Below are 22,595 nucleotides of genomic sequence, written 5' to 3'. Positions count from 1 at the left end.
TATCTGAAAATGCGTCGTTTAGTCTATACCCATTTGAATTGACTCGCCAATCATGTCTGTGGGGAATGAAAGATCTGATGTTGCGGATTCGTCATGCCGAGGTCACTTGCGGGGCACATTCGTTCACAGAACTGTAACTCGCGAGGGTTAAAAGAAATTTCATCAAACAGTACCTGCGCCATCTGGAGGATAGCGATGATGAAATGGAATGTGAAAAGTAATGTGATTCGTATGCTCGTGCTCACCATGGGAATTGCCTTCATGGTCGGTTGCGGGCAGCAGGAGGCCAAGGCTCAGTCCACGGCCAAGGCCGAGAAGACTGCCAAGTATGTCTTCCTATTCATCGGTGACGGTATGGGCTTGCCCCAGCGTGCAGCCTGTGCCGCATACACCGGTAAAAAACTGACTATGGATTCCATGCCCGCACAGGGGATTACCACCACCTACGCCAATGACCGGTTCATCACCGGTTCTGCCGCCGCAGCCACCGCGCTTTCGTCCGGTATGAAGACCAACATCAATTACATTGGTGTCGATCCTCACTTCAAGCCGGTCAAGACCGTTGCCGAGATGGCGAAGGAGCAGGGCAAGAAGGTCGGTATCGTTTCCAGCGTGTCCATAGACCATGCCACTCCGGCCGCTTTTTATGCCCACGTAAAGACCCGCAAGATGTACCATGAAATCGATCACGCCCTGGCCAATTCCGATTTCGATTTCTTTGCGGGCGGCGGCCTGAAGGACCCCACCGGCAAGAAGTCCAAGGCTCCGCTCGGTGATGCCGTTCAGAAGGCCAGGCACAACGGCTACAAGGTCGTGACCAACAAGAAGGAGTTCATGGCTCTCAAGCCGGGCGACGGCAAGATTCTGGCCTGGAATGAAAAGCTGCCTGACGGCAAGGCGCTGCCTTATGTCATGGATATGGACACCAACGACATTACCTTGCCGGAGTTCACGTCCAAGGCCATTGAGATGCTTAACAACGATAAAGGCTTCTTCCTGATGGTTGAGGGTGGCAAGATCGACTGGGCCTGCCACGCCAATGATGCCGCTGCTTCCATACGCAACACCATGGCCTTTGATGATTCCATCAAGCAGGCGCTGGCCTTTTATGAGAAGCACCCCAACGACACTCTGATCGTCGTCACCGGTGACCACGAATGTGGCGGTTTGACCCTCGGTTTTGCCGGAACCAAGTATGACTCATACTACAACATCCTGAACGGACAGAAGGTTTCCTTCCAGAAGTTCACGGACGAGACCCTCAAGGACTTCAAGGCCAAGGGCGGTACCTTTGAGGACATGAAGCCGATCATCACCGCTGAATTCGGTCTCAAGTTCCAGGGCGACCCCAAGGCCGACCATCTGGTTTTGGCCGACTACGAGGTCAAGGATCTCCAGAACGCCTTCAATCGCAGCATGACCGGCGACAAGGTGAAGGGAAGCGACTATCTGCTCTACGGTGAGTATGATCCGCTGTCCGTCACCATCACCCATCTGCTGAATGCCAAGGCCGGTCTGGGCTGGACGTCCTACAAGCACACCGGCGTTCCGGTCTCCACTTCAGCCATCGGTGTGGATAGCGCGCTGTTCAATGGCAGCTACGACAACACCGACGTGGCTCTCAAGATAATGTCTTCCATGGGAATCAATCCCAAGCCGCACTACGTTTCCGGCGACAAGATGAAGCTGGCGGCCAACTAACCCCTACAGAAAAAACAATAAACAGCGGGTGGGGCGGTTGACCGCTCCACCCGTCTTTTATGGAGATTCTTGCATGAATCGTACAGGCCATACCCGCCGCGACTATCTGCTCATACTCATCTTCACCCTGCTTTCCGTGGGGCTCTATTTCCTGCCAACCGGATTTGCGGAAAAGGTGGATACCGACGCGGTCCGATGTACCGGCAAGGTTCTGGCCGTGGACAATTCCGAGCTTCAGAATCTGGGACTCATCAGAAAGGGGGAGCAGGGGGTTACACTGGATATCCTGGACGGGCCTTTCAAGGGGCAGACGTTCGATGCCAACAACCAGCTTTTGGGGCAGCTTGATCGTGACAAGATTTTTCGGCCGGGCGACGAGGCGTATGTCATCATATCCGTCGATGAAAACGGAAAACCGATCTATGTGAATCCGCAGGATCATTATCGTTTGAGATTGGAACTGATCCTGCTCCTTCTCTTTGCGTTCCTGGTTTTCGCCTTTGGCGGAGCAACCGGGCTAAAGGCCTTGCTCTCCTTCGTCTTTACCGGGCTCGTTTTATGGAAGGTAATGATTCCGCTTTTGCTGAAGGGCGTGGACCCGTTGATTTTGGTAATGGGCATAGTTTCCCTGTTGTGTGCGGTCATCATTTATCTGGTGGCAGGTGTCAACCGGGTCGGGACAACCGCCTTTTTCGGAGCGTTTCTGGGCGTGCTTACCAGTTGTGTGCTCGGCATTTATTTTACCCACGCATTGCACGTGCATGGGGCTGTAATGCCCTTTGCCGAAACATTGCTCTATTCGGGATACAGCCATCTCAATCTGGTGCAGATATTCATCGCAGCCGTATTTCTGGCTTCGTCAGGGGCTTTTATGGACTTGGCAATGGATGTGGCGGCGAGCATGGGAGAGATTGCCGCGCACAGTCCGGAAATATCGCGCGGGCAATTGATCCGTTCCGGGTTGAGGGTCGGCCGGGCCGTTGTCGGCACCATGACCACCACGTTGCTGCTGGCGTATTCCGGCGGCTACGTCACGTTGCTTATGGCTTTCATGGCGCAGGGAATCCCCTTGGATTCCACCTTCAATTTCATCTATGTTGCGGCGGAAGTGCTGAAGACGCTGGTGGGCAGTTTCGGACTGGTGACGGTGGCACCCTTTACGGCGGTTGTCGGCGGGATGCTGCTGGCCGGAAGGCGGTCCGCCGTTACTTCCCAAGGATGATCCGCTGGGCCATGGCCATGAGGAAGAAGGCCAGCCCCAGCCACCATAGCGCCAGGGAAAGTTGCGTTGTCAGAAGCACGTAGGCCAGCTTGAGCAGAATATCCACCGGAAGTGTGGTTACAAAATCGGTCAGGTCGATGCCGACTCTGTGAGCGGTGTCCAGCAGGGTGACCGATGGCCATGATGCGGTAATGATCCACGTTACAGCCTGATAGACCAATGTGATGAGGCAACCGGCCCAAGAGATCATTCCAAGATATTTAAGCATGTCGTATCAATATTTCCCTTTGATTGGTGCGGACCGTATATATAATTGCCGGGGTAAAATCCATGGGCTATTTTGGGGTAAACGTGGAGGATACGCGGTGAATATCGTGTCCGGGGACAAGGTCCTCATGGAGTTTTCGACCTTTGGCGACCGTATTCTGAGCATCGTGGCCGATGTGAGGGAAGACGGCCGCATTTTGGTTTATGTTCCGCTTCCTCCGCAGATGATCGATCGTCTGAAGACAGATTCCAGCGCCCGGCTACGTTTTGCATCCGAGGGCAGGCTCAAAGGGTTTTCAACCCAGGTGCTTAACCATATGTCGAATCCCGGTTCATTGCTGGAACTTGCGGCCCCAGGAGAAATCTATGATGCGGAGAAGCGGGCCGAGCCTCGGTGTCCATGCCGATTCCCCGGCAGGCTTGAGAGCCGTGGCAAGGGCTTCCCTTGTGTGGTGGAAGATATGTCTGCGTCACATGCGCGTGTTCGTTTTTTGGATGGGGGCTGGGACGCCGAAGGCTCTGTGGAAGAACGGGAAGCCCGGTTGACTTTTCATCCGTTCGCACAGGATAGGGGGTATTCCGTGAACTGTGAGGTGCATACTTCTTTTCTTAAGAACGGCTCACAGTACTGCGTACTGCATTTTTCAGGTGAAGACGGTGACGCGCGAAGAAAAATTGAAGAGTTCGTGGAAGCCCAGCTTCAGTGTGGGCTTCCACGACTCTGATCCTTACGATTCCGAAGACTTCTTTGCGTAGGTGGCGGCTTCAATACCGGCAACGCAGCCTTCGCCTACGGCCTTGGCCATCTGTAGGGGAGGCCCGCAGATGTCTCCTGCTGCGTAGACGCCGGGGATATTTGTCCGCTGCTTCTTGTCGGTGACGATGTACTTCATGTCGTCGTCCAGGCGGACACCCAGCATGGAAGTGAGTTCCAGCACGCCCTTGGCCCCAAGTTCAATAAACACTCCGTCCAGGATTTGTGTGGAACCGTCATCAAGCGTGACGGCCGTGACGGAAGTGATCCCTTGGATTTCCGTTATGTTGACACCTTCGTGCACCAATACTCCCGCGTCCAGAAGTTGCTTTCGCAACCCTTCGGCAACATCCAGCTTATCGCAGTACAGGTGTACTTCACGCGCGTAATTGGTCAGAGCCACAGCCCCTCCGGCGGCGGCACTGCGTCCGCCAGCGACTCCCACCACGGCTCCGCGGTAGAATCCTGCGTCACAATCCACGCAGTAGCTTACACCCTTGCCGAGGAGTTCCTTTTCACCCGGAACCTTCAACTTGTTCCGGCTGGACCCTGTTGCAAGAATGACGGTTCGGCTGCGCACTTCATCGCCGGATTCCAGGTGCAGGGTGAAGATATCCCCATCCGGCTCAATGGAGAGAACATCCTCGTCACGCAGATCTGCGCCGAACTTTTCCAGTTGCTCCCTGCCGGTGCGCAGAATTTCTTCTCCGGAGATTGTCAGCTGGCAGCAATAGTTTTCGATATGCGCCCAATAAAGACTGCTGTTGTCCACGCGTCCCAGCATGAGTGTGCGTGCCTTTTTCCGTGCGGCGTGAATGCCTGCCTGAAGTCCTCCTGGGCCGGAACCGAGAATGACGACGTCGTAGATTTGTGTATCGGTCATGGGGAACCTCCGTTTGTGTCGAGTGGTACTATCGAATAAAGATAAGCATTCTCTTCGCAATGTACAGTTTTTCTGCGGAGGTGGAGAAAATCAGAATATTAGCCGGGCAGCTACTTGTATATTTGGGAGTGCAGAGTCCGCATTTCCGGTGTGTTGGGAAGCAGCTTGAAAATACGGGATGGGTAGTGGCGGTCGTGGGCTATGCGAAGGCTTGTGTCGAAATTGAAGCGCTTAAGCCATCCCAGAAGCAGTAATAAAAAGTCGTTTGCAACCCTTAGTTGAGTGTAGTCTACGGCGTTGCCTGTCAGAACGGCTTTGTAAATCTGGTTGGTATAGTTCTCCGGCTCGTTCGGCAGGCTTTGAACTATGATCGGATCGAATGCATCGCCTTCGAAATTGGCAAGCATTACGTTATAGATATCTAGCTTATCTGCATCGCGTACCACTCTCACGGGGCGATCCAGGGATGGCTTCATTCCCCCTCGTATGACCTTTAGATTGTGCTGCCCGACAGTGAAGCGGATTATCCTGCCATCGGCGCTATCCACTGGAATGGGAAATCCCTCTTGCCGCAAGGTAAGTACGCCCATTCGGCCATGATTGAAAGATTTTCTGTCGTTGAAGGTCTGAAACTGGGCGAATTGAGGAAAGCGTCCGATATCATGATACAGGGCACACATCCGGCATAGCCAGGCATCATGCCCCTGGATGCCTTCCCCTTCAATGATGGACGAGGCGTTGTCCAGGACTCGGAGGGAGTGGGCAAGCTTGAGACGGATGCCATCCTCGTCTCCCTCGCGCAGGTAGCTTTCCGCAAACCGGGTCAACGCTTCTATGTGGGGCGTCAGGGAAGGGGTCAATCCTTGAGCCTTTTCATTTTGAGTTCATATTCCATCTCGGAAATCTTTCCGGCGTCGAACTGTTCTTTGAGTTCAGCGCGCTCCCGTTCGTTTTCCTCTCTGGCTTCCCGGTCCATTTCTTCGTCTCGCAGCCAGCCCCCTGGTCCGAAGAGGAATCGCAGAAAGAGTATTATCGCGCCCAGAATTAGGGCGACGAAAAGCAACCTTGCAATAGCGGGCAGCAGGTGTTCGCCATAGCCGGAATCAAAAGGCCAGGCACGCCATTTCGGGTCATTCATGAAGTCGAAGAAACCGGCCAGCAGGGTCGGCAGTTCGGGTAATGTCATTGAGTCTCCCTGTTTTGAATTGCGTTTTATCTACGTCGCAACTTCGGCGGAGGCAAGGGCTTTGGCTATGCTGACCAAGCGGATATCCGGTAATTATTTGAGGGAGTATGTGCAGATATGGTTCGCGTTGAGTTTCCCTGGGTGATGGTGTAGGGAAGGGAGGTGTTTTCCGGGAGGCAGCATGCGCATATTGATTGTAGAGGATGAATTTACCAGCAGAAAGCTGCTGACGGCGCTCATGAATGATTTCGGTCAGTGCGATACTGCCAATGATGGCGTGGAATGCGTGGAAGCGTTTCGCAAGGCCTTGTCCGATGGGGAACCGTATGATCTGGTTTGCATGGATATCATGATGCCCAACAAGGACGGGCACCAGGCTCTCAAGGAAATCCGGGCTATTGAGCAGGAGTTTGGCGTGAATCCAGCCAGAGAAACCAAGGTTATCATGGTTACGGCCCTCAATGATCCGAAAACAGTGGTTAAGGCATACTACAAAGGCGGTGCGGCCGCATATTTGCCCAAACCCATTGAGGTGGAAAGCCTCCATGCCATTTTGCGTGATCTGGCGCTTATCGATTAACCCCCGACGTGCTATCGGCGATCAAAACAAAGCACAGCCAAGACGATCTATGATCACTACTTCGATTTTTTCCCGACTGCGTAAGTTCGGTCCTATTCCGGGATTAACCCTTGTCCTGTCGGGTGTGGCAAACACCGCTCAGGCGAATCAAGGGGCACCGTCCAGCACCGGAAGTATCCTCAATATCCTGCTTCTGGTTTTGGTTGCCTATTTTCTGGTGCGAATGTTTCGTCGTCGTTCCGGCGGTGGGCCGCGCCCTGATGATAAAAACGGCAATGACTTTAATCGGGATGACAACGGTTCCACCAACGGAGAAAACTCTGATGGCGGAAGTCGGCAGCCTCCCGCCCGCCCCATGGATCGGTACGAAGCAGCCCAGCAGATGTGGACCATGCTTGGTGGCGAGGGGAACCCAGGTGATGCTCCGTCACGGGCCATTCCCGGAGGGGATGCCGGGACGGGATTCGATCAAAATGAATTTTTGGAAGGAGCCAAACTCTTCTACACCCGAATTCGGCAGGTCGCCGGAGTTGAGGAATTGGATGAGTTGAGGCCCTTTTTATCCGATGATGTGTATCGCGAGGTTCGGACCTCCATCGAGTCCGGCTCCTATGTGCGCGAGGAGGTCATGCTCCTCAAGGCGGACATTGCGGATATGAAAACAAAGGGTGGCCGGACAGTGCTTACTGTCACCTACGATGCCACTCTTGGCGGTGAAGGGGATCAAACCCATCAGCGGCGTTCGGTCTGGAGGTTCTCCCGTAATGAAGATGTGGAGAACGGACTCTGGACCCTGGATGCTATCGACAACATGAATTAGGAACCCCGTCCCGGGGTGTCCATATCGGAGGAACACGTGGCTGTGAAAGACTATGATCTGGAACAGCCCATGGACCGGCTTCTCTCTCTTGCCGCAAATAAATTCGGCGAGGTGGAGTTTCAGCCTGTGACTGTGGGCGGACAGACGCTTGAGGTGCTGCAAATCAAACAGATGCAGCGGTATATTGATAAACTCATGGATCAGACCCGTTCAGGCAAGACGGTGACTTTGCCCTTGTGGGCCAAGATATGGCAGTCCGGTCTGGTGCTTGCCTCCTTTGTGTCGCGTTTCCCTCTCGCGGAGGGGGGTAAGGTACTCCAGCTTGGCGGCGGTGCCGCTCTGGGAGGCCTGCTGCTGGCCCGGCGCGGTTTTGCGGTAACGGTGGTGGACAAGGACCCGGACGCCCTGTTGTTCGCTCGCATCAATGCCCTGAAAAATGGCTTGGATTCGGTGCGGTGCGTACGAACCGATTTTCGTGATGAGTTGGGAGAGACCTTCGATTGCGCCGTAGCGGGCGAAATGCTCTTTGACGAGTCCGTTTTCAATGATCTGGCGGGGTTCCTGGACAGCCATCTGGCGACCACGCTTGAGGTTGAGGTGTTTTTGGCGTTGGACCTCAAGCGTGCAGCCCGCAATTTCTTTACTTCGGCAGGGGAGAAGTTCGCTATTATGCGTTCCGAAACACCCTATACTGATAATACGACCGGCGAGAAAAAAACAGTGAGCCTTTTCCGGTTCAAGCGGCGAGGTGCTTGATGCAGTTAGGTGATTGTTTCAAATCCTATACTCGCGACCAGGACAAGGCGTGTGATCCCGTTGAGACTGTGCGCCGGGTCAAAGGATTGCTGGAAGAACGTTGCGCCGGAGTTCTTGCCGCCACCGACAGGGTCGACACTGGACGGCTCGGCATCCCTGTTTTTGTTTCCATCTGTGGCCCGGAAGCCGCCCGTTTCATGCCCACGCGCAAGCAGATGGGCAAGGGGGCCTCGCCGGAGCAGGCCGAGGCTTCGGCTCTCATGGAGTTGGTGGAGCGTTATTCCTTTTTCACCTTCTGGGCCGATGAAGACCATTTTGAGCGGCTTACCTGGTCCGAGGCCGAGGCCCGTTGGCCCGGCAAGGTCATGGATATCGGACTGATCGCCCGCTCGGTGGACGAAGATCTGGATTCGGAGGCGGCTGTACGCCTCATGGATTTGGTGCAGTGGCGGTTTTACCCTGCCCTCAATGTTCTTTCCGGAGAGGAAGAGTATGTTCCCTTGGATTGGTTCAAAAAACTCAATGAGTTCAACGGATCGTCCGCAGGAAACACCTTTGAGGAGTCCATTTCTCAAGGAACCAATGAATTGATCGAGCGCCATGTCTGCGCAATTATCGACCGCACCAGGCCGACACTGCCGACGATAGACCCTGTCAGTTTTGGAGATCCCGTTCTGACGCGGCTGGCCAAGTGTTTTTCGGATAATGGGGTCAACCTGTTGCTCAAGGATTTCTCCATGGGATACCCGGCCCCCACGGTGGCAGCTGTGGCCTGGGATGAGAAGACTTTTCCGGCATTGAGCGAGATCGTTTTTACGGCTGGTACGGCGGCTTCTCCCGTCAAGGCTGCCATTCGGGCTGTTACCGAAGTGGCGCAGCTTGCCGGTGATTTTGAAACCAGTCGGGTTTACGAGGCCTCGGGGCTTCCCAAGTTTACCGACTTGGCGGAGCTGGAATGGCTGAAGGCTGGGGAGAGCGTTGCTCTCGATACTTTGCCCACGGTGGAAGATAACAACATATATGTTGAGTTGCAGCATATGGCCGAGGGCCTTGCCGCCAAGGGAACGCCCCTTTACTCGGTGAGCACCTCCCACCCGGATCTGGGCGTGCCTGCAAACTACAGCTTTGTTCCCGGCTTTGACTTTCGGGAAAGGACACCAAATCGGAGTGTTGGTCTGTTCGTTGGGCGTATACTCGCGGAAGATTCGGACTTTGGCGATGCCATGGAGGGCATGGAAGTGCTGGAGGAAATATATCCCAATGCCTACTTCCTGCCGTTCTTCAGGGGATTGCTGGCTCTGCGCATGGGAGACACCGACTATGCCGCCGATCAGTTCGCTCTGGCGGAGCCGTTACAGCCTGCCGATGCGGAACGGGGGTTGTCCGCCTTCTATGAGGCCTATGCATTGTCACAGGCGGAACAGTGGGAAGAGACCGTTGATCCGCTAACCAGGGCCATCGGATACGATGCCGAGTGCAAGGAGTACTTCAACCTGCGTGGCGTGGCACATTTCAAGGCCGGACGATATGCTGAGGGGGCCGCTGATTTTCAGGCTTCCCTTGATATCGACAGCGGGTCGCCGCATGACCTTGCCAATCTTGGATTATGCCACAAGTTTATGGGAAATAATGCGGAAGCGATCGATTTTCTGCGTTCTGCATTGGACTTGGATCCCAACCTGGATTATGCAAGGGATCATTTGAAGGAACTTGAGGAATCCTAGAGTGTTCAGGTAGGGTATTCCAACACAGTTTTTTCACGTGAAAATGGCTTGGTACTTGACAAAACTTGTGCGGTGGACGTAACGTCCCTCCACGGTTTCATACCGAGCCGATATAAAGGTATCAAACAGCGGATCGCTGTTTAAATGGATAAGGGTGTTCCGGGACGTCCGGGACTACAGCATGACAAACATCCCACTAGGAGGATAAGATGGCTGTTGTTGAATTCCAGGGTAATTCCTTTGAAGTTGATGAAGACGGCTTCCTGCAGAAATTTGAAGATTGGACCCCGGTTTGGGTCGAATACGTGAAGGAGTCCGAAGGCATCAAGGAGATCTCCGAAGATCACCAGAAGGTCATCGACTTCCTGCAGGACTACTACAAGAAGAACGGCATCGCTCCGATGGTCCGCATCCTCTCCAAGGTCACCGGCTTCAAGCTGAAGCAGATCTACGAGCTGTTCCCGTCCGGACCTGGTAAGGGAGCCTGTAAGATGGCTGGCCTGCCCAAGCCCACCGGCTGCGTTTAGTCCGCAACCAGGGAAAAAATCAAGGCAGGTGCTTCGGCATCTGCCTTTTTTTCTGGAATACGAAGAATGGAACATGCACCGGGAAAATGATTCATATTTTTCTTGCCAACCAGCGGTGCTGCGAGTATAAGACCGAGTTCCGAACGAAATTAATGACAGGAGTACGTCATGAAAGCCGATATCCATCCGAAGACTTACAAGGCCAAGGTTCGTTGCCACTGCGGTTACGAGTCCGAACTGCTGACTACCAAGGGCGAGGAGCTTGAGGTCGAAATCTGCGCCAACTGCCATCCTTTCTACACCGGCAAGCAGCGTTTCGTCGACACTGCTGGTCGTATCGACCGCTTCCGCAAGAAGTATGCGCAGTTCGAAAAAACCAAAACCGAAAAGTAACGCATCTCCCGGCGCAAGCCGTGAACATATGCCTTCGTCGGTTGCGGCGGAGGCATATTGTTTTGAGAAACGGTCTTTACAAACTGTCTGGAATTCTTAATTCTACCCCTTGGAGATCGTGCGGCGTCCTTGCCGCGTGACGAACTTTTCGTTCTTTTCCCCGGAGGGTTTATTTTGAAGCTGTCAGGTTTGCTCGCGTTAGCCGCACCGCAATCCGTCGGTGGCCAAGCCGTCATCGAGGGCGTTATGATGCGCGCCAAAAATTCTCTCGCTATCGCCATTCGGAAGGCTGACGGCACTATCATCACGGAAGTCCGTCCGTGGTTTACTCTGGTTCGCCATCCACTGCTGAAAAAACCGTTTTTGCGCGGTTTTCCCGTTTTGCTTGAGACCTTGGTCAATGGCATAAAGGCTCTGAACTTTTCTGCCATGCAGGCGGCCGAAGGGGAGGACGAGGGCGAACTGACGACCTGGCATCTTGTATTGACCATGGTGCTGGCTCTTGGCGCGGCGCTCGGCCTGTTCGTAGTGCTTCCGCATTTCTTGTCCGTAGGGTTGGAATTGCTGGGTTTTGCCGGTGATGTGGATTCCCTGAGTTTTCATCTCTGGGACGGTGTCATCAAAATGGTTGTCTTCATCGGCTATATTCTCGCCATTTCCATGATTCCTGATATTCGTCGTGTGTTCGAGTATCACGGTGCCGAGCACAAAGTGATCTGGACCTGGGAATCCGGCAAGACCCTTTCTCCTGATGCCACCCGATTTTTTAGCCGTCTCCATCCCCGGTGCGGTACAGCTTTCTTGCTGTTCGTGCTGGTTGTTTCCATTTTGCTTTATGCCATATTGGTGCCGTATATTTTGACATGGTATTCGCCGGAACATTTTTTGGCCCGGCACCTGTATATTGTCGGAATGAAGTTGTTTCTCATGATTCCGGTAAGTTGCATTGCGTATGAAATCATCAAGTTTGCAGGTAAATACAGCAAGAACGGGCTTTGTAAAATCCTGTGCTGGCCCGGATTGATGATGCAGATGCTGACTACCAAGGAACCGGATGATTCCCAGATAGAAGTGGCCATTGCCGCCTTGCAGTGCGCCGTCAACGCCGAGGAGTGCTGATAGATGTTCGGCAAGCTAGAGGATATTGAGACCAAATACGAAAAGCTGGAGCAGGAACTTGCCCAGCCTGAAATTTTTGACGACCAGGAACGGTACAAGAAGGTCTCCAAGGCCCATGCCGATCTGGCTGACGTTGTGCGCGTGTTTCGTGAGCACAAGCAGCTGGCTCAGGATTTGGAGGACAACGAGGAGATGCTGGCCGATTCCGATCCTGATATTCGGGAGATGGCCAAGGCCGAGATCGAAGTGATCGAGGAGCGTCTGCCTCAGCTTGAAGAGGAACTTAAAATCCTCCTGCTGCCCAAGGACCCCATGGATGAAAAGAACATCATCCTGGAAATTCGTGCCGGTACTGGTGGTGATGAGGCCGCTTTGTTTGCAGCCGACCTTTACCGCATGTATTCCCGGTACGCCGAGGCCAACCGTTGGAAAGTGGAAGAGATGAGTTCCAACCCTACAGGCTCCGGCGGGTACAAGGAAGTCATTGCCTCGATTTCCGGCGACAAGGTCTACAGCAAGCTCAAATACGAGTCCGGCACTCACCGCGTTCAGCGTGTGCCTGCCACAGAATCTCAGGGACGTATTCATACTTCCGCAGTTACTGTGGCCATCATGCCCGAGGCCGAAGAGGTCGATATCGATCTCCGCCAGGAAGATCTGCGCGTGGACGTCTACCGTTCTTCCGGTCCTGGCGGGCAGTCCGTCAACACTACGGACTCCGCTATCCGTATTACCCACGTGCCCACCGGCATGGTCGTCATTTGTCAGGATGAGAAGTCGCAGCACAAGAACAAGGCCAAGGCCCTGAAGGTGCTCCGTTCTCGTCTGCTTCAGATAGAGCAAGACAAAGCCAAAGCTGAGGAAGACGCCACTCGCCGCAGCCAGATTGGTTCCGGTGACCGTTCAGAGCGTATTCGTACCTACAACTTCCCTCAGGGACGTGTTTCCGACCATCGGATCAACCTTACCTTGCACAAACTTCCACAGGTTATGGAAGGGGAGTTGGATGATTTGACCGATGCTCTCATCAGCTACTTCCAGGCCGAGGCGCTCAAGCGTCAGGGCGACTAGTCCCGACGGGACGGCAGTGCCTACCCGACTGGATATCCTGAAGGAAAGCGAAACACGCCTGTCTGGTGTGGATTCGCCGCGTCTGAGTGCGCAGCTGCTCATGGCCGAGGCTCTCGGGTGCGCTCCGTCTGCTGTGTATCTGGACCGCAATCAGGAGATACCGACGGAGCAACTCTCCAGGATTCGGGCGCTGATTGATCGACGGGCTTCCGGGGAACCTGTTGCCTATATTTTAGGGCGTCAGGAATTCTATGGCTTGGAATTCAAGGTTACGCCTGACGTGCTGATTCCCAGACCGGAAACGGAACACATCGTAGAAAAGGTGGAGGAGCTCTTCGCCAAAGACGATGCTTTTCGGTTCGCGGATTTGGGTACAGGGTCGGGGATTCTCGCGGTAACTATTTCCACGGTATTTACCCAGGCAGAGTGTGATGCCATTGACTTGAGTCCCGCAGCCATTGCTGTGGCTCGCAGTAATGCTAAACGGCATGGTGTGCAGGACCGGACTCATTTTGTGGTTGGCGATTTTACCAATCCTTTGCCCGGCGGCCCATATGATTTGATTGTAGCCAATCCTCCATATGTGACGGAACAGGAGATGACCGAGGCAAGCCATGAGGTGACGGCATTCGAACCCACTCTCGCTTTGGTTAGTGGGGCGGATGGGCTGGATCACGTTCGGGCCATGCTCGCTCCAGTCCTCGCGGCCTTGAAGCCGGGGGGCGTTTTGCTGATGGAAGTAGGGTGGCGGCACGGCGACCCAATCAAAAAAATAATATCCCATGGCTATCCGGAAATTGGACAGGTTAGCATGATCAAGGACCTGGCCGGTCACGATCGCGTGGTTTTTTTGCGAAAATGACTTTTGCAAAAATACCACACTCTCGAGGAATCCTTGTTGTAAAAATACAATGAGTTGCGGAGATGCTACACTGTTCTAGAAAGAGTCCAGAATGAAAAAGTTCATAATATCAAATGCTTGCAATACTATTTGCGTGTGGCATCTTTTTTGCTTGTATGGTTTCGGTTTCCAATTGGAGGATTAATGTTGCAAACCACCATACAGAAAACAGTACGTTGCACGGGAACAGGGCTTCACAGCGGTAAACAGGTTGAGTTGGTGCTCCGCCCGGCTGCTGAAGATACCGGAATCCTATTTTCCCTGCGTAACGGCAATGGCTCCACTTTCCTGAGCCCGGCCCCTTCCCTGGTCGTCGAAACCGGGCTTGCCACCGTTCTTGGGGATGGACGAGAGACTGTAGCTACTGTTGAACACATGCTCGCCGCAGCCAGCGGAATGGGCATTGATAATATCCACATCGAAGTAACTGGACGCGAATTGCCTATTATGGATGGCAGTGCAGCGTCCTTTGTTTATCTGCTCAAGCAGGCGGGGATTCGTAAGCTGTCCAAGCCACGACAGGTCCTTGCCGTCAAGAAGCGCGTGGATTTCGAAAAAGACGGGAAGTTCATCAAGGCCACGCCGCACAACGGTTTTCATATCGACTACACCATTGAATTTGCCCACCCCATGATTGGCACCCAGCGTATGGAGTTGGAAATTACTCCGGAAAATTTCACCAAGGAACTCGCCAAGGCTCGTACGTTCGGTTTCCTCAAGGAAGTCGACTACCTCCATGCCAACGGCTTGGCCCTCGGCGGTTCGCTTGATAACGCTATTGTCCTTGATGAGTATGGTGTGCTTAACGCGGAAGGCCTTCGTTTCAAGGACGAGTTTGTACGCCATAAGATGCTTGATTTTGTTGGTGATATGGCCATATTAGGTGTCCCCTTGCAGGGACATTTCGAAGTCTTTGCTTCGGGCCATGCCATGAATAATGCCTTCCTGCGTCATCTTGACGAGAACCGTGACATGTACCTGGAACCCAGAGTTGAGCCTGTCCCCGAAAAGGAAAAACAGGATGTCCTAGTTCCTGGTATGTCTCCGGCTCCTGTTCTTGCGTAGCTCTCATTTTGCGCTACACAAAAAAAGCCCACCATTTGGTGGGCTTTTTTTGTGGCGGCAATATCAGGGGCTAATCTGCGTAATAGCTACCTGGTAAAAAGCAATTCTGCGAGAACACCACCGTGCTCTTGTGGAGAAAGTTTGCTGATTCCCAGGCAGCGAACTGACCCGGAATTGCTTCTTATCGAAGATTCTAGAAAGCTACGTAGGCTTTCTTTTTGGCTGATATGCTGCAATTTAATTCGATAGCCTGTTTCCATGTCCTTGTTGAGAAATTCAATGCGTACCAGTCCGTATGGATTCATGTCAAATTCCACCATACAACTGTTCAGTCCACTTTCTACCTTTTTCCGCGGCTTCGGGATGATGGTGACCTGTCGTCTTGCCTTAGGCAGAAGCCAAGGCTGGTAGAGCAAGGTGTGTGCGGCAAAATGGTCGCTTATTGTGCTCCCGCAGGAGAGAGTATCCAGGTATGCCGCACGAAGCTTTCCGTCAGATCGGAGATGCGCAACGAATGCTTTGGCCCTCTGGTCATAGGAAGTGGAATTTATCTCATCACTGTATGGGCGAAGGTGATTTTCACACAGCGTGCGGGCTGCCTCGAATGACGCTGCATAGTCCAGCTTGGGGGCTGAAGTTGCGTCCAAGGCTGACTCCCGCAGTTCCTGGAGGACAATGTTCGGAACAATCTGGCGAACGATAAATACGAGCCAGGCTCCTTCCTGAGGCGCTGACTGTAGCTGGGCCAGCAGGCGGTGCCCGTCGATCTCTACCCAGGCCATATCAGGTGGGATGCGCTTGAGGACCCGGCCACGCACTTTTTGACCCGGGTGCCTGCCTCTTTTGAACGCAGCGGATCTGTCGTCCCTTCCGTTATTGTAGCCGGGAAAGCCTGTGCCGGATCCGAGGACTCGCATGGTCAGGCCTGATCGATGATCATCTCGATTTCATCGAGTCCGAGGCCTGTGGATTTAGCCAGCTGAATCGGCGACTTACCGGCTCTATGGCCTTTGATGATGATTTCTCGCATGAATTGCGGGGACTTGCAGTATTCACCCGCCATGTCCACCAGTTTTTGTAATTCGGTGGCGCGCTTCTCGATTTCGTTGTTTATGGCTACAAGCTCTTGCTGGCGACGTTCAAAAGTTGAGACAAGTTCATTTTCCAACTGTGTGTTGAATTGAAGACGTTTCAGGAAGTCTTCTTGTTTGGCTTGAAGATTGGAAAGCAGGGCTTCCGATTTTCGTAGCCTAAGAAAGAAGATGATAACAACACCGAGAAGAACAATTTCGCTTACGGTGAACAGTATGAGGAGCAGATTGGACATGAAAAATTTCCAGCTCAAATTTTGACGTTAACGATATTGCCAGACCAGGGGGATGCAGAGGAAGGGCCCGTCTCATTTGGCGTTTCCTCTTTCTTTTCCTTGCTGTTTTGATTGCTCATGCTTTGCTGTTGGTGGGAATGGTGTCCATCGCGATCAACAGGGTCCGTTTTTTCCTTCTTGTCCACCTGTTGAATTTTTGCTTCGTTCTTCCTAATGTGCTCATTGATCATCGGCCCGAACAGCTGATTCTGAATCTCTGGCCGCGCATTTTCCACGTGGGCCAGCTTCGCAACATAAGGCATTTGCGAAATCAGGACTGGAAGATCCAGGGGAGTAGGGCTCATGGCTCACCTCACTAGGTATCTTTCGAACAAAAGCGTGTCGAACTCTCCAAAACCCATATATTGGTTAATAATGGCAAGAAGTTCTGTTTTCAGCTTGTCACTATTATCCTTATCGGACAAAAATTCCAAATCCTTATTCTTCAGATAATAATAGAGAGCATTGCGGACAGTATACGTTTCCTGCTTGAACTGTCTCGCAAGCCCGTCATCCTGAGTAGAAACCACAACACGAACTTCAAGAAAACGAATTTTGTCTTCCTTGTCCCTTTGTTCGATCAGGAACGGATCCATTCGGATCAGGATCTCCGGTTTCTCTTCCGGTTGAGGTGTCGGTTCCGGTTTGGGGGCCTCTGTGGGAGGAGGCGGAGGGGGAGGCGGAGGAGGGGCTTCCGGTTCGCGAAGAAGCAAGATGGTGATAACGATCAAAAGGATGAGGATAATGCCGGTAGCGACAAGGAACAGCTTATTGCGAAGCAGGGCCTTGAAATCAAGGCTTGATTCCTTTTTGCCTTCATCAAGAAGAGGAATTTCCTCTTCTTCTACTGAACTTATATCTTCCTCTTCTTCCTCATCTTCAAGAAAAGGGGCATCATCAAGGTCGAGATCGACCTTTTGTGTAGCCCGGCTTGCCTCGGTATCGTCAAGCTGAGCTTTGGCCTGCCCGCCCCCTACATCTTCCGATGCGGTGTCATCGGTGACTTCTTCCGGATCGTCCGGGACGAGCAGAACCATCTTGCGTGCCTAAAAAGGCCGGGTTAGCCGAAGATTTTTGCTATCTTCTGACCCAGCGTTTCCGGAGTGAACGGCTTGACGATGTAATTGGATACCTTGGCCTGGACTGCTTCAATGATGTTTTCCTGCTGGGCTTCAGCAGTAACCATCAAAAAGGGAATGTCACCGTATTCCTCGCTGCCGCGCACCTTGCGGAGCAGTTCAATGCCGGACATGTTGGGCATGTTCCAGTCGGAAACGATGAAATCGATGTTGTCCTTGTTCAACGTCTCCCAGGCGGTAGAGCCGTCGTCAGCTTCAACGATATTGTTGAATCCCAGCTGACGCAAAATGTTTTTGATGATTTTGCGCATGGTGGAAAAGTCGTCAACAACGAGGACGCGCATATTGGTATCGTAGCCCATGAGTGTCTCCTTTCTCCCGTCTATTCGTTTTCGAACCTTTCTCTGAAGGTTTTTCTCAGTTTTCCGAGGGCCTGTGAATGCAATTGGGAGACTCGTCCTTCGGTTATTTCCATAACTTCGGCGGTTTCCTTCATGTTCAACTCCTCGCCATAATATAAAGATATGACCAATTTTTCACGTGGCGTCAATTCCTCAATGAGATTGGCTACTTTGTCAACTATTTCTTGAAAGGCTGTTGACTGGAACGGTTCATCGTCGGCCATGCCTTTTCTGTTGACCAGGTTGTCCTGGAAATTATCCAGACTGAGGCAGACTTGGTTGTGCAGCGCTTCCAACCCATGTTGGATATCGCGTTCCGACATTCCGGTATGTTCCTGTAATTGCTCAGTAGTCGCCGGACAGCCCGTCTCATGCTCAATCTGACGTTGAGCGTCTTCCAGTACTTTTACTTTTTGCCTGAGTCCTCTTGAAAACCAGTCCATCCGGCGCAACTCATCCAGCATGGCACCTTTTATACGATTTTCCGAGTAGGTGTCGAACTTGATACCCCGCTCGGGGTTATACTTTCCGAGGGCGTCAAGGAGTCCCAGACTGCCGGCGCTTATCAATTCTCCCAGCTCGACACTCTGCGGCAGCTTGGCCTTGAGCCGTAAGGCGAGAATCCGGATTTTGGGCGCATAGAAGCGGACGATATCTTCCCGGTCTCGCGGAGAGAAATCGTTCCAGCACTTGCTGCCCTGTTCCAGGTCAAGCCACGGACCGTTCCTGGAAGAGGAGCTTTTTCCAGAAGAATTTAATATTGCCATCAGTATTGGGGATTACTTTCCAGCTGTTAATTTTCTGGGCCGCCTGTCGTACCGCCACGCTCGCCGGGGTCTTCGGGAATTTGTGGCAGAAGGGTGTCTGAGCAATAACCGAGTTTCGCACATTCGGGTCGTATGGGACAAAGCCAACAAGATCCAAAGATATGCCGTCAAGAAAATGATCACAAGCGTTAAGGAGCTTGAGATACACGTCTTTGGCGGTTTTCTGGTCTTTGACCATGTTGACCAGTACGCGAAATTTTTCCACGCCGTGTTGCAGTTTGAGCACTTTGATCAAGGCGTAGGCATCGGTCAGGGAAGTGGGTTCCGGCGTGATGACCAGCAATCTTTCCTGCACCGCAAGATTGAAATAAAGAACGTTGTCATTGATGCCGGCCCCTGTGTCCACAATGAGGTAGTCCACATTGTCTTCCAGGGAGTCCATGGCATCAAGTAAGTCAAGTTTTTGTCCTCGGTCCAGGGCCACCATATCGCTGACGCCCGATGATGCCGGGAGGATTCTGAAGCCATAGGGAGTATCGAAGAGTATCTTGTCCAGGGTCATATCCTCATGAAAGAGGTGGAACAGATTCCTCTCCGGAGTCAGACCGAGAATGACGTCTACGTTGGCAAGGCCGAGGTCGGCATCAAGCAGTACAACGTTTTTCCCGGCCATGCTCAGGCTGTAGGCCAGATTGACGGACATATTGGTTTTGCCGACGCCGCCCTTGCCGGACGTGACGGAGAAAACCAGAGGGAGTTTCGAACTCATGGCGTAACTATGTCTCCTTACGGTTGAATGTTGCCGCCGGGCAGCTTGCGCATAAACAAAAGCCTCCAGAGCATCTCGCTTTTGGCCGGAGCGAGGCTGTTTTTCAGGCCGGAACCGTATGACAAGGCGGAAACCGGCAGGCCGGTGGCGAACGCCATGTTCAGTATGGCACCGAATGTACAGGCTTCATCGAGTTTCGTCCAGATAAGGCTTACAACTTGCTTACTTTTATATTTGTCTATGAAGCGTTCGAACTGGGTCTGGCTGAAGTAGGGATTAAACACCAGATGCACGGCCAGATCCTGACAGTTGGACAAGCCATAAAGCGCCATCCATTCTTCCAGATTGGTTGTACCAGGCAGGCCCGGCAGATCAATGAGAATCAGATCAAAATGATTGGCTTCCTTTTGCAAGAGAGCGAAGTCGTCACGGGTGATGATTTCGCGAAAAGCCATTCCGGACAATTCTGCATAATGCTTGAGCACAATGCGTCCCTTCCCTTGCCCTCCATCGGCCGTGGCCATGCAGATGCGCAATCTCGGATTGGCTTTCTTTTCCCGGAGAGCCATACGGATCAGCGTGGAAGTCTTGCCCGCGCCGCCGGGGCCTGCAAAGGCATGAAGTGGCGTATTCCATTCCGAGGAGGCAAGGGGGCGTACCGCGGCCATGCGTTCAAGCAACGGGACTATGGATTGTCGTTTGTCTTCCCGTAGCCCGCAAAAAAGATGAGCCAACGTCTTGTTGTTCACTTCTTCACGTTCCAGATATTCCATGGCCAGTCTCTGCTTGGGGGAGAGAAGGTCCAGGTCCACCTGAGATTTCATCAAGACCATGATCTGGCTTTTGATCTGGCTCCATTCCCTCTGCCAACCGATGCCGTTTTCCAAGGCGTCTTCAACAACCATGTCGCGGGTGGGTGCCTTGGGCGCCTTGTCCGCTTTGCTTTTGCTCGGGACGGGCAGGGAATCTATGGCTGCCACGATTTCACAGCACTTGGTGCCGTTGTCTGTAATTGTCCTGTTGGAAAGGATTACGGCATCAGTACCGAGTTCCGCCTTGATCTTTTCGAATGCCGCTGTGGAGGTTGCGGCCCGGAATGTCTTCATCTGCATGGTCAGTCCTAGATGCTCACGGTTGCTGCCGATTGAATCTTCACATCAGCCGGGATTTCCGCCTGCGAAAGAACAGGCAATGTAGGAAGGAAGCGATTGAGAAGTTGTGCGAACTGGTTCCTGATATGTGGTGTGACCAGCAAAACTGGCTGACCATCTGCGACCATGGCTTCTTCCGAAGCGCGGTTGATAGCTTGAATGATCTTTTGTGCCTGGTTGGGCTCAAGGGCAAGGTAGCCTCCTTGTTCCGCAGGCCGGATGGCGTTGCCCAGAATTTCGTCGATGGCCGGGTTCAGCGTGATGATCGGGAGAACTCCGTCTTCACCCAGATACGGCTTGACGATGGTACGTCCCATTTTGGCCCGGACGAATTCCGTGAGTTGCTGCGGGTCCTGTGTTGCAGTGGCGTAGTCAGCCAAGGTTTCCACGATGGTCAGCAGGTCACGAATGGAGACATTCTCTTGCACCAGTGCCTGAAGAACCTTTTGGCATCCACCAAGGGAGAGCAGACCGGGCACAAGGCTTTCCACTGCTTTGGGAGCACGCTTGGAGAGGTTGTCCAGCAGTTCCTGGGTTTCCTGCCTGCCGAGGAATTCGTGCAGGTTGCGGCGAAATACTTCGGTAAGATGGGTCGCGATGACCGTGGAAGGATCGACCACGGTGTAGCCTGCAAGCATAGCTTCTTCCTTCTGCGCTTCCGGTATCCAGACCGCTGGAAGGTTGAAGGCGGGTTCCACGGTTTCGACGCCTTGGATATGGTGCTTGGCATCGCCGGGATCCATGGCCAGGTAATGATCGATGAGCAGTTCCGCCTGGGCCACGGGATTGCCCTTGATGACCACTCGGTATTCGCCGGGCTTGAGCTGAAGGTTGTCCCTCAGGTGCAAGGATGGAATGACAACGCCCATGTCCAGGGCGAATTGACGCCGGATGGATCTGATGCGGGAGAGCAGGTTGCCATTTTGTTCCTCGTCCACAAGAGGGATGAGGCCATACCCCACTTCCAGTTCCAACTGGTCGAGAGGAAGCAAGGCCTGTACTTCTTCCGGGGTATCCAGCGTCGAGTTTTCGGCAGCATTTTTCTCCTCCTCCGCTCCTTCAAAGTCAGCCTGCTGTTCTGCAGAGAGCCGGGAGAGAAAGAAGATGAGGGCAGAAAGTGTAATAAACGGAATTGTCGGCATACCGGGTACGAGGGCGAAGATGAGAAGAATGCCGGACACCAGCTTGAGGGCGCGGTGATGATAGGTCAACTGTCCCAGGAATTCCTCACCCATTTTGGCTTCGGCTGCGGCACGGGAAACAATGATACCAGCTGAGGTCGAGATGATCAGCGAAGGAATGGTCGAGACCAGACCGTCACCTATGGTCAGCAGGGTGTAGGTGTGGGCGGCGTCCATCCAGTTCATGTCTTTTTGGATAACGCCGATGAGAAAGCCGCCGATGATGTTGATGGCCGTGATCATGGCACCGGCCTTAACGTCTCCGGAGACGAACTTTCCGGCACCGTCCATGGCTCCGTAGAAGTCGGCTTCCCGGCGCATTTGTATCCGGCGCTTGGTGGCTTCCTCTTCATCGATGAGCCCCGCATTGAGGTCGGCTTCAATGGCCATCTGCTTACCGGGCATGGCATCCAGGGTGAAGCGTGCCGCGACTTCCGCGATACGTGTCGTACCGGAGACGATGACGCTTTTATTCAAGATAAACAGAATCATGAAGATGACTATGCCGATGACATAGTTGCCGCCGACAACGAACTCACCAAAACTTTGAATAACCGATCCAGCTGCACTGGTTCCCTCATCACCATGCAGGAGAATGGCTCTTGTCGTTGCCACGTTGAGTGCCAAACGAAGCAGGGTCGTGACCAGAAGCAGCGAGGGGAAAATGGAAAATTCCAACGGCGACTTCATGAACATTGAGGTGATGAGGATGACCAGACCGAGAGAAATGGAGACCGTCAGCATGAAGTCGATGAAGGGAGTAGGCATTGGAACGAGCATGACGAAAAGGATCGTCACAACGCCCGCAGCCAGGAGAATGTCGCCCTGCTTGGCGAACTTCTCGTAATTGATCTTCGGGAGAGAGGTCTGTTTTTCGTTCGCAGCCATGTTTTTGACACCTCGCAGGGGGTT

At 53.1% G+C, this 22,595-nt stretch carries 26 protein-coding genes; 13 read left to right on the top strand and 13 right to left on the bottom strand.

Annotation, left to right across the window (positions count from 1 at the left end):
• Positions 1-198: 198 nt before the first annotated feature.
• Both ACI0FG_RS08475 and ACI0FG_RS08470 read left to right on the top strand, forming a co-directional pair.
• The gene (locus ACI0FG_RS08475; RefSeq protein ID WP_419788377.1) at positions 199-1,701 is read left to right on the top strand and encodes an alkaline phosphatase; all 1,503 of its coding nucleotides are present in this window, start codon (positions 199-201) and stop codon (positions 1,699-1,701) included.
• A gap of 73 nt (positions 1,702-1,774) precedes the next feature.
• A complete protein-coding gene (locus tag ACI0FG_RS08470) occupies positions 1,775-2,923 on the top strand; it encodes a YibE/F family protein (RefSeq protein ID WP_419788102.1) in 1,149 nt (382 codons plus the stop codon).
• On the opposite strand, the gene ACI0FG_RS08465 is transcribed toward ACI0FG_RS08470, so the two are convergent.
• Positions 2,907-3,191, bottom strand: a complete 285-nt coding sequence (locus ACI0FG_RS08465) for a potassium:proton antiporter (protein WP_419788101.1) — start codon at positions 3,189-3,191, stop codon at positions 2,907-2,909. The two genes, ACI0FG_RS08470 and ACI0FG_RS08465, sit on opposite strands and share 17 nt — an antisense overlap.
• On the opposite strand from ACI0FG_RS08465, the gene ACI0FG_RS08460 reads away from it, so the two are divergent.
• Positions 3,190-3,915 (top strand): flagellar brake protein, encoded by a 726-nt coding sequence (locus tag ACI0FG_RS08460; protein ID WP_419788100.1) that lies wholly within the window; start codon positions 3,190-3,192, stop codon positions 3,913-3,915. The two genes, ACI0FG_RS08465 and ACI0FG_RS08460, sit on opposite strands and share 2 nt — an antisense overlap.
• A 3-nt stretch (positions 3,916-3,918) precedes the next feature.
• On the opposite strand, the gene ACI0FG_RS08455 is transcribed toward ACI0FG_RS08460, so the two are convergent.
• The 3 genes from ACI0FG_RS08455 to ACI0FG_RS08445 form a co-directional block, all read right to left on the bottom strand.
• Positions 3,919-4,827 (bottom strand): NAD(P)/FAD-dependent oxidoreductase, encoded by a 909-nt coding sequence (locus ACI0FG_RS08455; protein ID WP_419788099.1) that lies wholly within the window; start codon positions 4,825-4,827, stop codon positions 3,919-3,921.
• 110 nt (positions 4,828-4,937) lie between these two features.
• On the bottom strand, positions 4,938-5,687 hold the full coding sequence (locus tag ACI0FG_RS08450; protein WP_419788098.1) for an HD domain-containing protein: 750 nt from the start codon (positions 5,685-5,687) through the stop codon (positions 4,938-4,940).
• Positions 5,684-6,013, bottom strand: a complete 330-nt coding sequence (locus ACI0FG_RS08445; RefSeq protein ID WP_419788097.1) for an SHOCT domain-containing protein — start codon at positions 6,011-6,013, stop codon at positions 5,684-5,686. The genes ACI0FG_RS08450 and ACI0FG_RS08445 overlap by 4 nt, the downstream gene beginning before the upstream one ends.
• 181 nt (positions 6,014-6,194) lie before the next feature.
• On the opposite strand from ACI0FG_RS08445, the gene ACI0FG_RS08440 reads away from it, so the two are divergent.
• The 10 genes from ACI0FG_RS08440 to lpxC all read left to right on the top strand — a co-directional run bounded on the left by ACI0FG_RS08440 (position 6,195) and on the right by lpxC (position 14,969).
• Positions 6,195-6,593 (top strand): response regulator, encoded by a 399-nt coding sequence (locus tag ACI0FG_RS08440; protein ID WP_419788096.1) that lies wholly within the window; start codon positions 6,195-6,197, stop codon positions 6,591-6,593.
• A gap of 49 nt (positions 6,594-6,642) precedes the next feature.
• A complete protein-coding gene (locus tag ACI0FG_RS08435) occupies positions 6,643-7,413 on the top strand; it encodes a TIM44-like domain-containing protein (protein ID WP_419788095.1) in 771 nt (256 codons plus the stop codon).
• Between the two features lie 36 nt (positions 7,414-7,449).
• The gene (locus tag ACI0FG_RS08430; protein WP_419788094.1) at positions 7,450-8,169 is read left to right on the top strand and encodes a class I SAM-dependent methyltransferase; all 720 of its coding nucleotides are present in this window, start codon (positions 7,450-7,452) and stop codon (positions 8,167-8,169) included.
• Positions 8,166-9,893 carry a YcaO-like family protein gene (locus tag ACI0FG_RS08425; protein WP_419788093.1) on the top strand — a complete coding sequence of 576 codons (1,728 nt, stop codon included), beginning with the start codon at positions 8,166-8,168 and terminating at the stop codon, positions 9,891-9,893. The genes ACI0FG_RS08430 and ACI0FG_RS08425 overlap by 4 nt, the downstream gene beginning before the upstream one ends.
• 209 nt (positions 9,894-10,102) lie before the next feature.
• The gene (locus ACI0FG_RS08420; protein ID WP_419788092.1) at positions 10,103-10,420 is read left to right on the top strand and encodes a TusE/DsrC/DsvC family sulfur relay protein; all 318 of its coding nucleotides are present in this window, start codon (positions 10,103-10,105) and stop codon (positions 10,418-10,420) included.
• A 168-nt stretch (positions 10,421-10,588) separates the two neighbouring features.
• Positions 10,589-10,813 (top strand): 50S ribosomal protein L31, encoded by a 225-nt coding sequence (gene rpmE, locus ACI0FG_RS08415; RefSeq protein WP_419788091.1) that lies wholly within the window; start codon positions 10,589-10,591, stop codon positions 10,811-10,813.
• A 174-nt stretch (positions 10,814-10,987) separates the two neighbouring features.
• Positions 10,988-11,932, top strand: a complete 945-nt coding sequence (locus tag ACI0FG_RS08410) for a DUF1385 domain-containing protein (protein ID WP_419788090.1) — start codon at positions 10,988-10,990, stop codon at positions 11,930-11,932.
• A gap of 3 nt (positions 11,933-11,935) precedes the next feature.
• A complete protein-coding gene (gene prfA / locus ACI0FG_RS08405) occupies positions 11,936-13,003 on the top strand; it encodes a peptide chain release factor 1 (protein WP_419788089.1) in 1,068 nt (355 codons plus the stop codon).
• A gap of 16 nt (positions 13,004-13,019) precedes the next feature.
• Positions 13,020-13,865, top strand: a complete 846-nt coding sequence (prmC, locus tag ACI0FG_RS08400; protein WP_419788088.1) for a peptide chain release factor N(5)-glutamine methyltransferase — start codon at positions 13,020-13,022, stop codon at positions 13,863-13,865.
• A gap of 183 nt (positions 13,866-14,048) precedes the next feature.
• Entirely contained in the window at positions 14,049-14,969 is a 921-nt protein-coding gene (gene lpxC / locus ACI0FG_RS08395) for a UDP-3-O-acyl-N-acetylglucosamine deacetylase (RefSeq protein WP_419788087.1), read from the top strand.
• An 86-nt stretch (positions 14,970-15,055) separates the two neighbouring features.
• On the opposite strand, the gene ACI0FG_RS08390 is transcribed toward lpxC, so the two are convergent.
• From ACI0FG_RS08390 to flhA, 9 genes are all read right to left on the bottom strand, one after another.
• Positions 15,056-15,751, bottom strand: a complete 696-nt coding sequence (locus ACI0FG_RS08390) for a hypothetical protein (RefSeq protein ID WP_419788086.1) — start codon at positions 15,749-15,751, stop codon at positions 15,056-15,058.
• A gap of 137 nt (positions 15,752-15,888) precedes the next feature.
• Positions 15,889-16,296, bottom strand: coding sequence for a hypothetical protein (locus ACI0FG_RS08385; RefSeq protein ID WP_419788085.1), 408 nt, complete (start codon positions 16,294-16,296; stop codon positions 15,889-15,891).
• Between the two features lie 14 nt (positions 16,297-16,310).
• Entirely contained in the window at positions 16,311-16,640 is a 330-nt protein-coding gene (locus ACI0FG_RS08380; protein ID WP_419788084.1) for a hypothetical protein, read from the bottom strand.
• A 3-nt stretch (positions 16,641-16,643) separates the two neighbouring features.
• On the bottom strand, positions 16,644-17,372 hold the full coding sequence (locus tag ACI0FG_RS08375; RefSeq protein WP_419788083.1) for a flagellar basal body-associated FliL family protein: 729 nt from the start codon (positions 17,370-17,372) through the stop codon (positions 16,644-16,646).
• Between the two features lie 23 nt (positions 17,373-17,395).
• Complete coding sequence (locus ACI0FG_RS08370; RefSeq protein ID WP_419788082.1) at positions 17,396-17,776, bottom strand: chemotaxis response regulator CheY; 381 nt, start codon at positions 17,774-17,776, stop codon at positions 17,396-17,398.
• A 20-nt stretch (positions 17,777-17,796) separates the two neighbouring features.
• Entirely contained in the window at positions 17,797-18,582 is a 786-nt protein-coding gene (locus tag ACI0FG_RS08365) for a FliA/WhiG family RNA polymerase sigma factor (RefSeq protein WP_419788081.1), read from the bottom strand.
• Positions 18,524-19,351, bottom strand: a complete 828-nt coding sequence (locus ACI0FG_RS08360) for a MinD/ParA family protein (RefSeq protein WP_419788080.1) — start codon at positions 19,349-19,351, stop codon at positions 18,524-18,526. The genes ACI0FG_RS08365 and ACI0FG_RS08360 overlap by 59 nt, the downstream gene beginning before the upstream one ends.
• A gap of 17 nt (positions 19,352-19,368) precedes the next feature.
• Positions 19,369-20,463, bottom strand: coding sequence for a flagellar biosynthesis protein FlhF (locus ACI0FG_RS08355; protein WP_419788079.1), 1,095 nt, complete (start codon positions 20,461-20,463; stop codon positions 19,369-19,371).
• 8 nt (positions 20,464-20,471) lie between these two features.
• Positions 20,472-22,571, bottom strand: a complete 2,100-nt coding sequence (gene flhA, locus ACI0FG_RS08350; RefSeq protein WP_419788078.1) for a flagellar biosynthesis protein FlhA — start codon at positions 22,569-22,571, stop codon at positions 20,472-20,474.
• Positions 22,572-22,595: the final 24 nt, after the last annotated feature.

Origin of the sequence: Pseudodesulfovibrio sp. 7M6, assembly GCF_050058625.1 — a bacterium.
Taxonomy (GTDB): Bacteria; Desulfobacterota; Desulfovibrionia; order Desulfovibrionales; family Desulfovibrionaceae; genus Pseudodesulfovibrio; species Pseudodesulfovibrio salinus.
The sequence above is the reverse complement of the archived record's forward strand: the minus strand, read 5'-3'. Positions and strand labels throughout refer to the sequence as shown.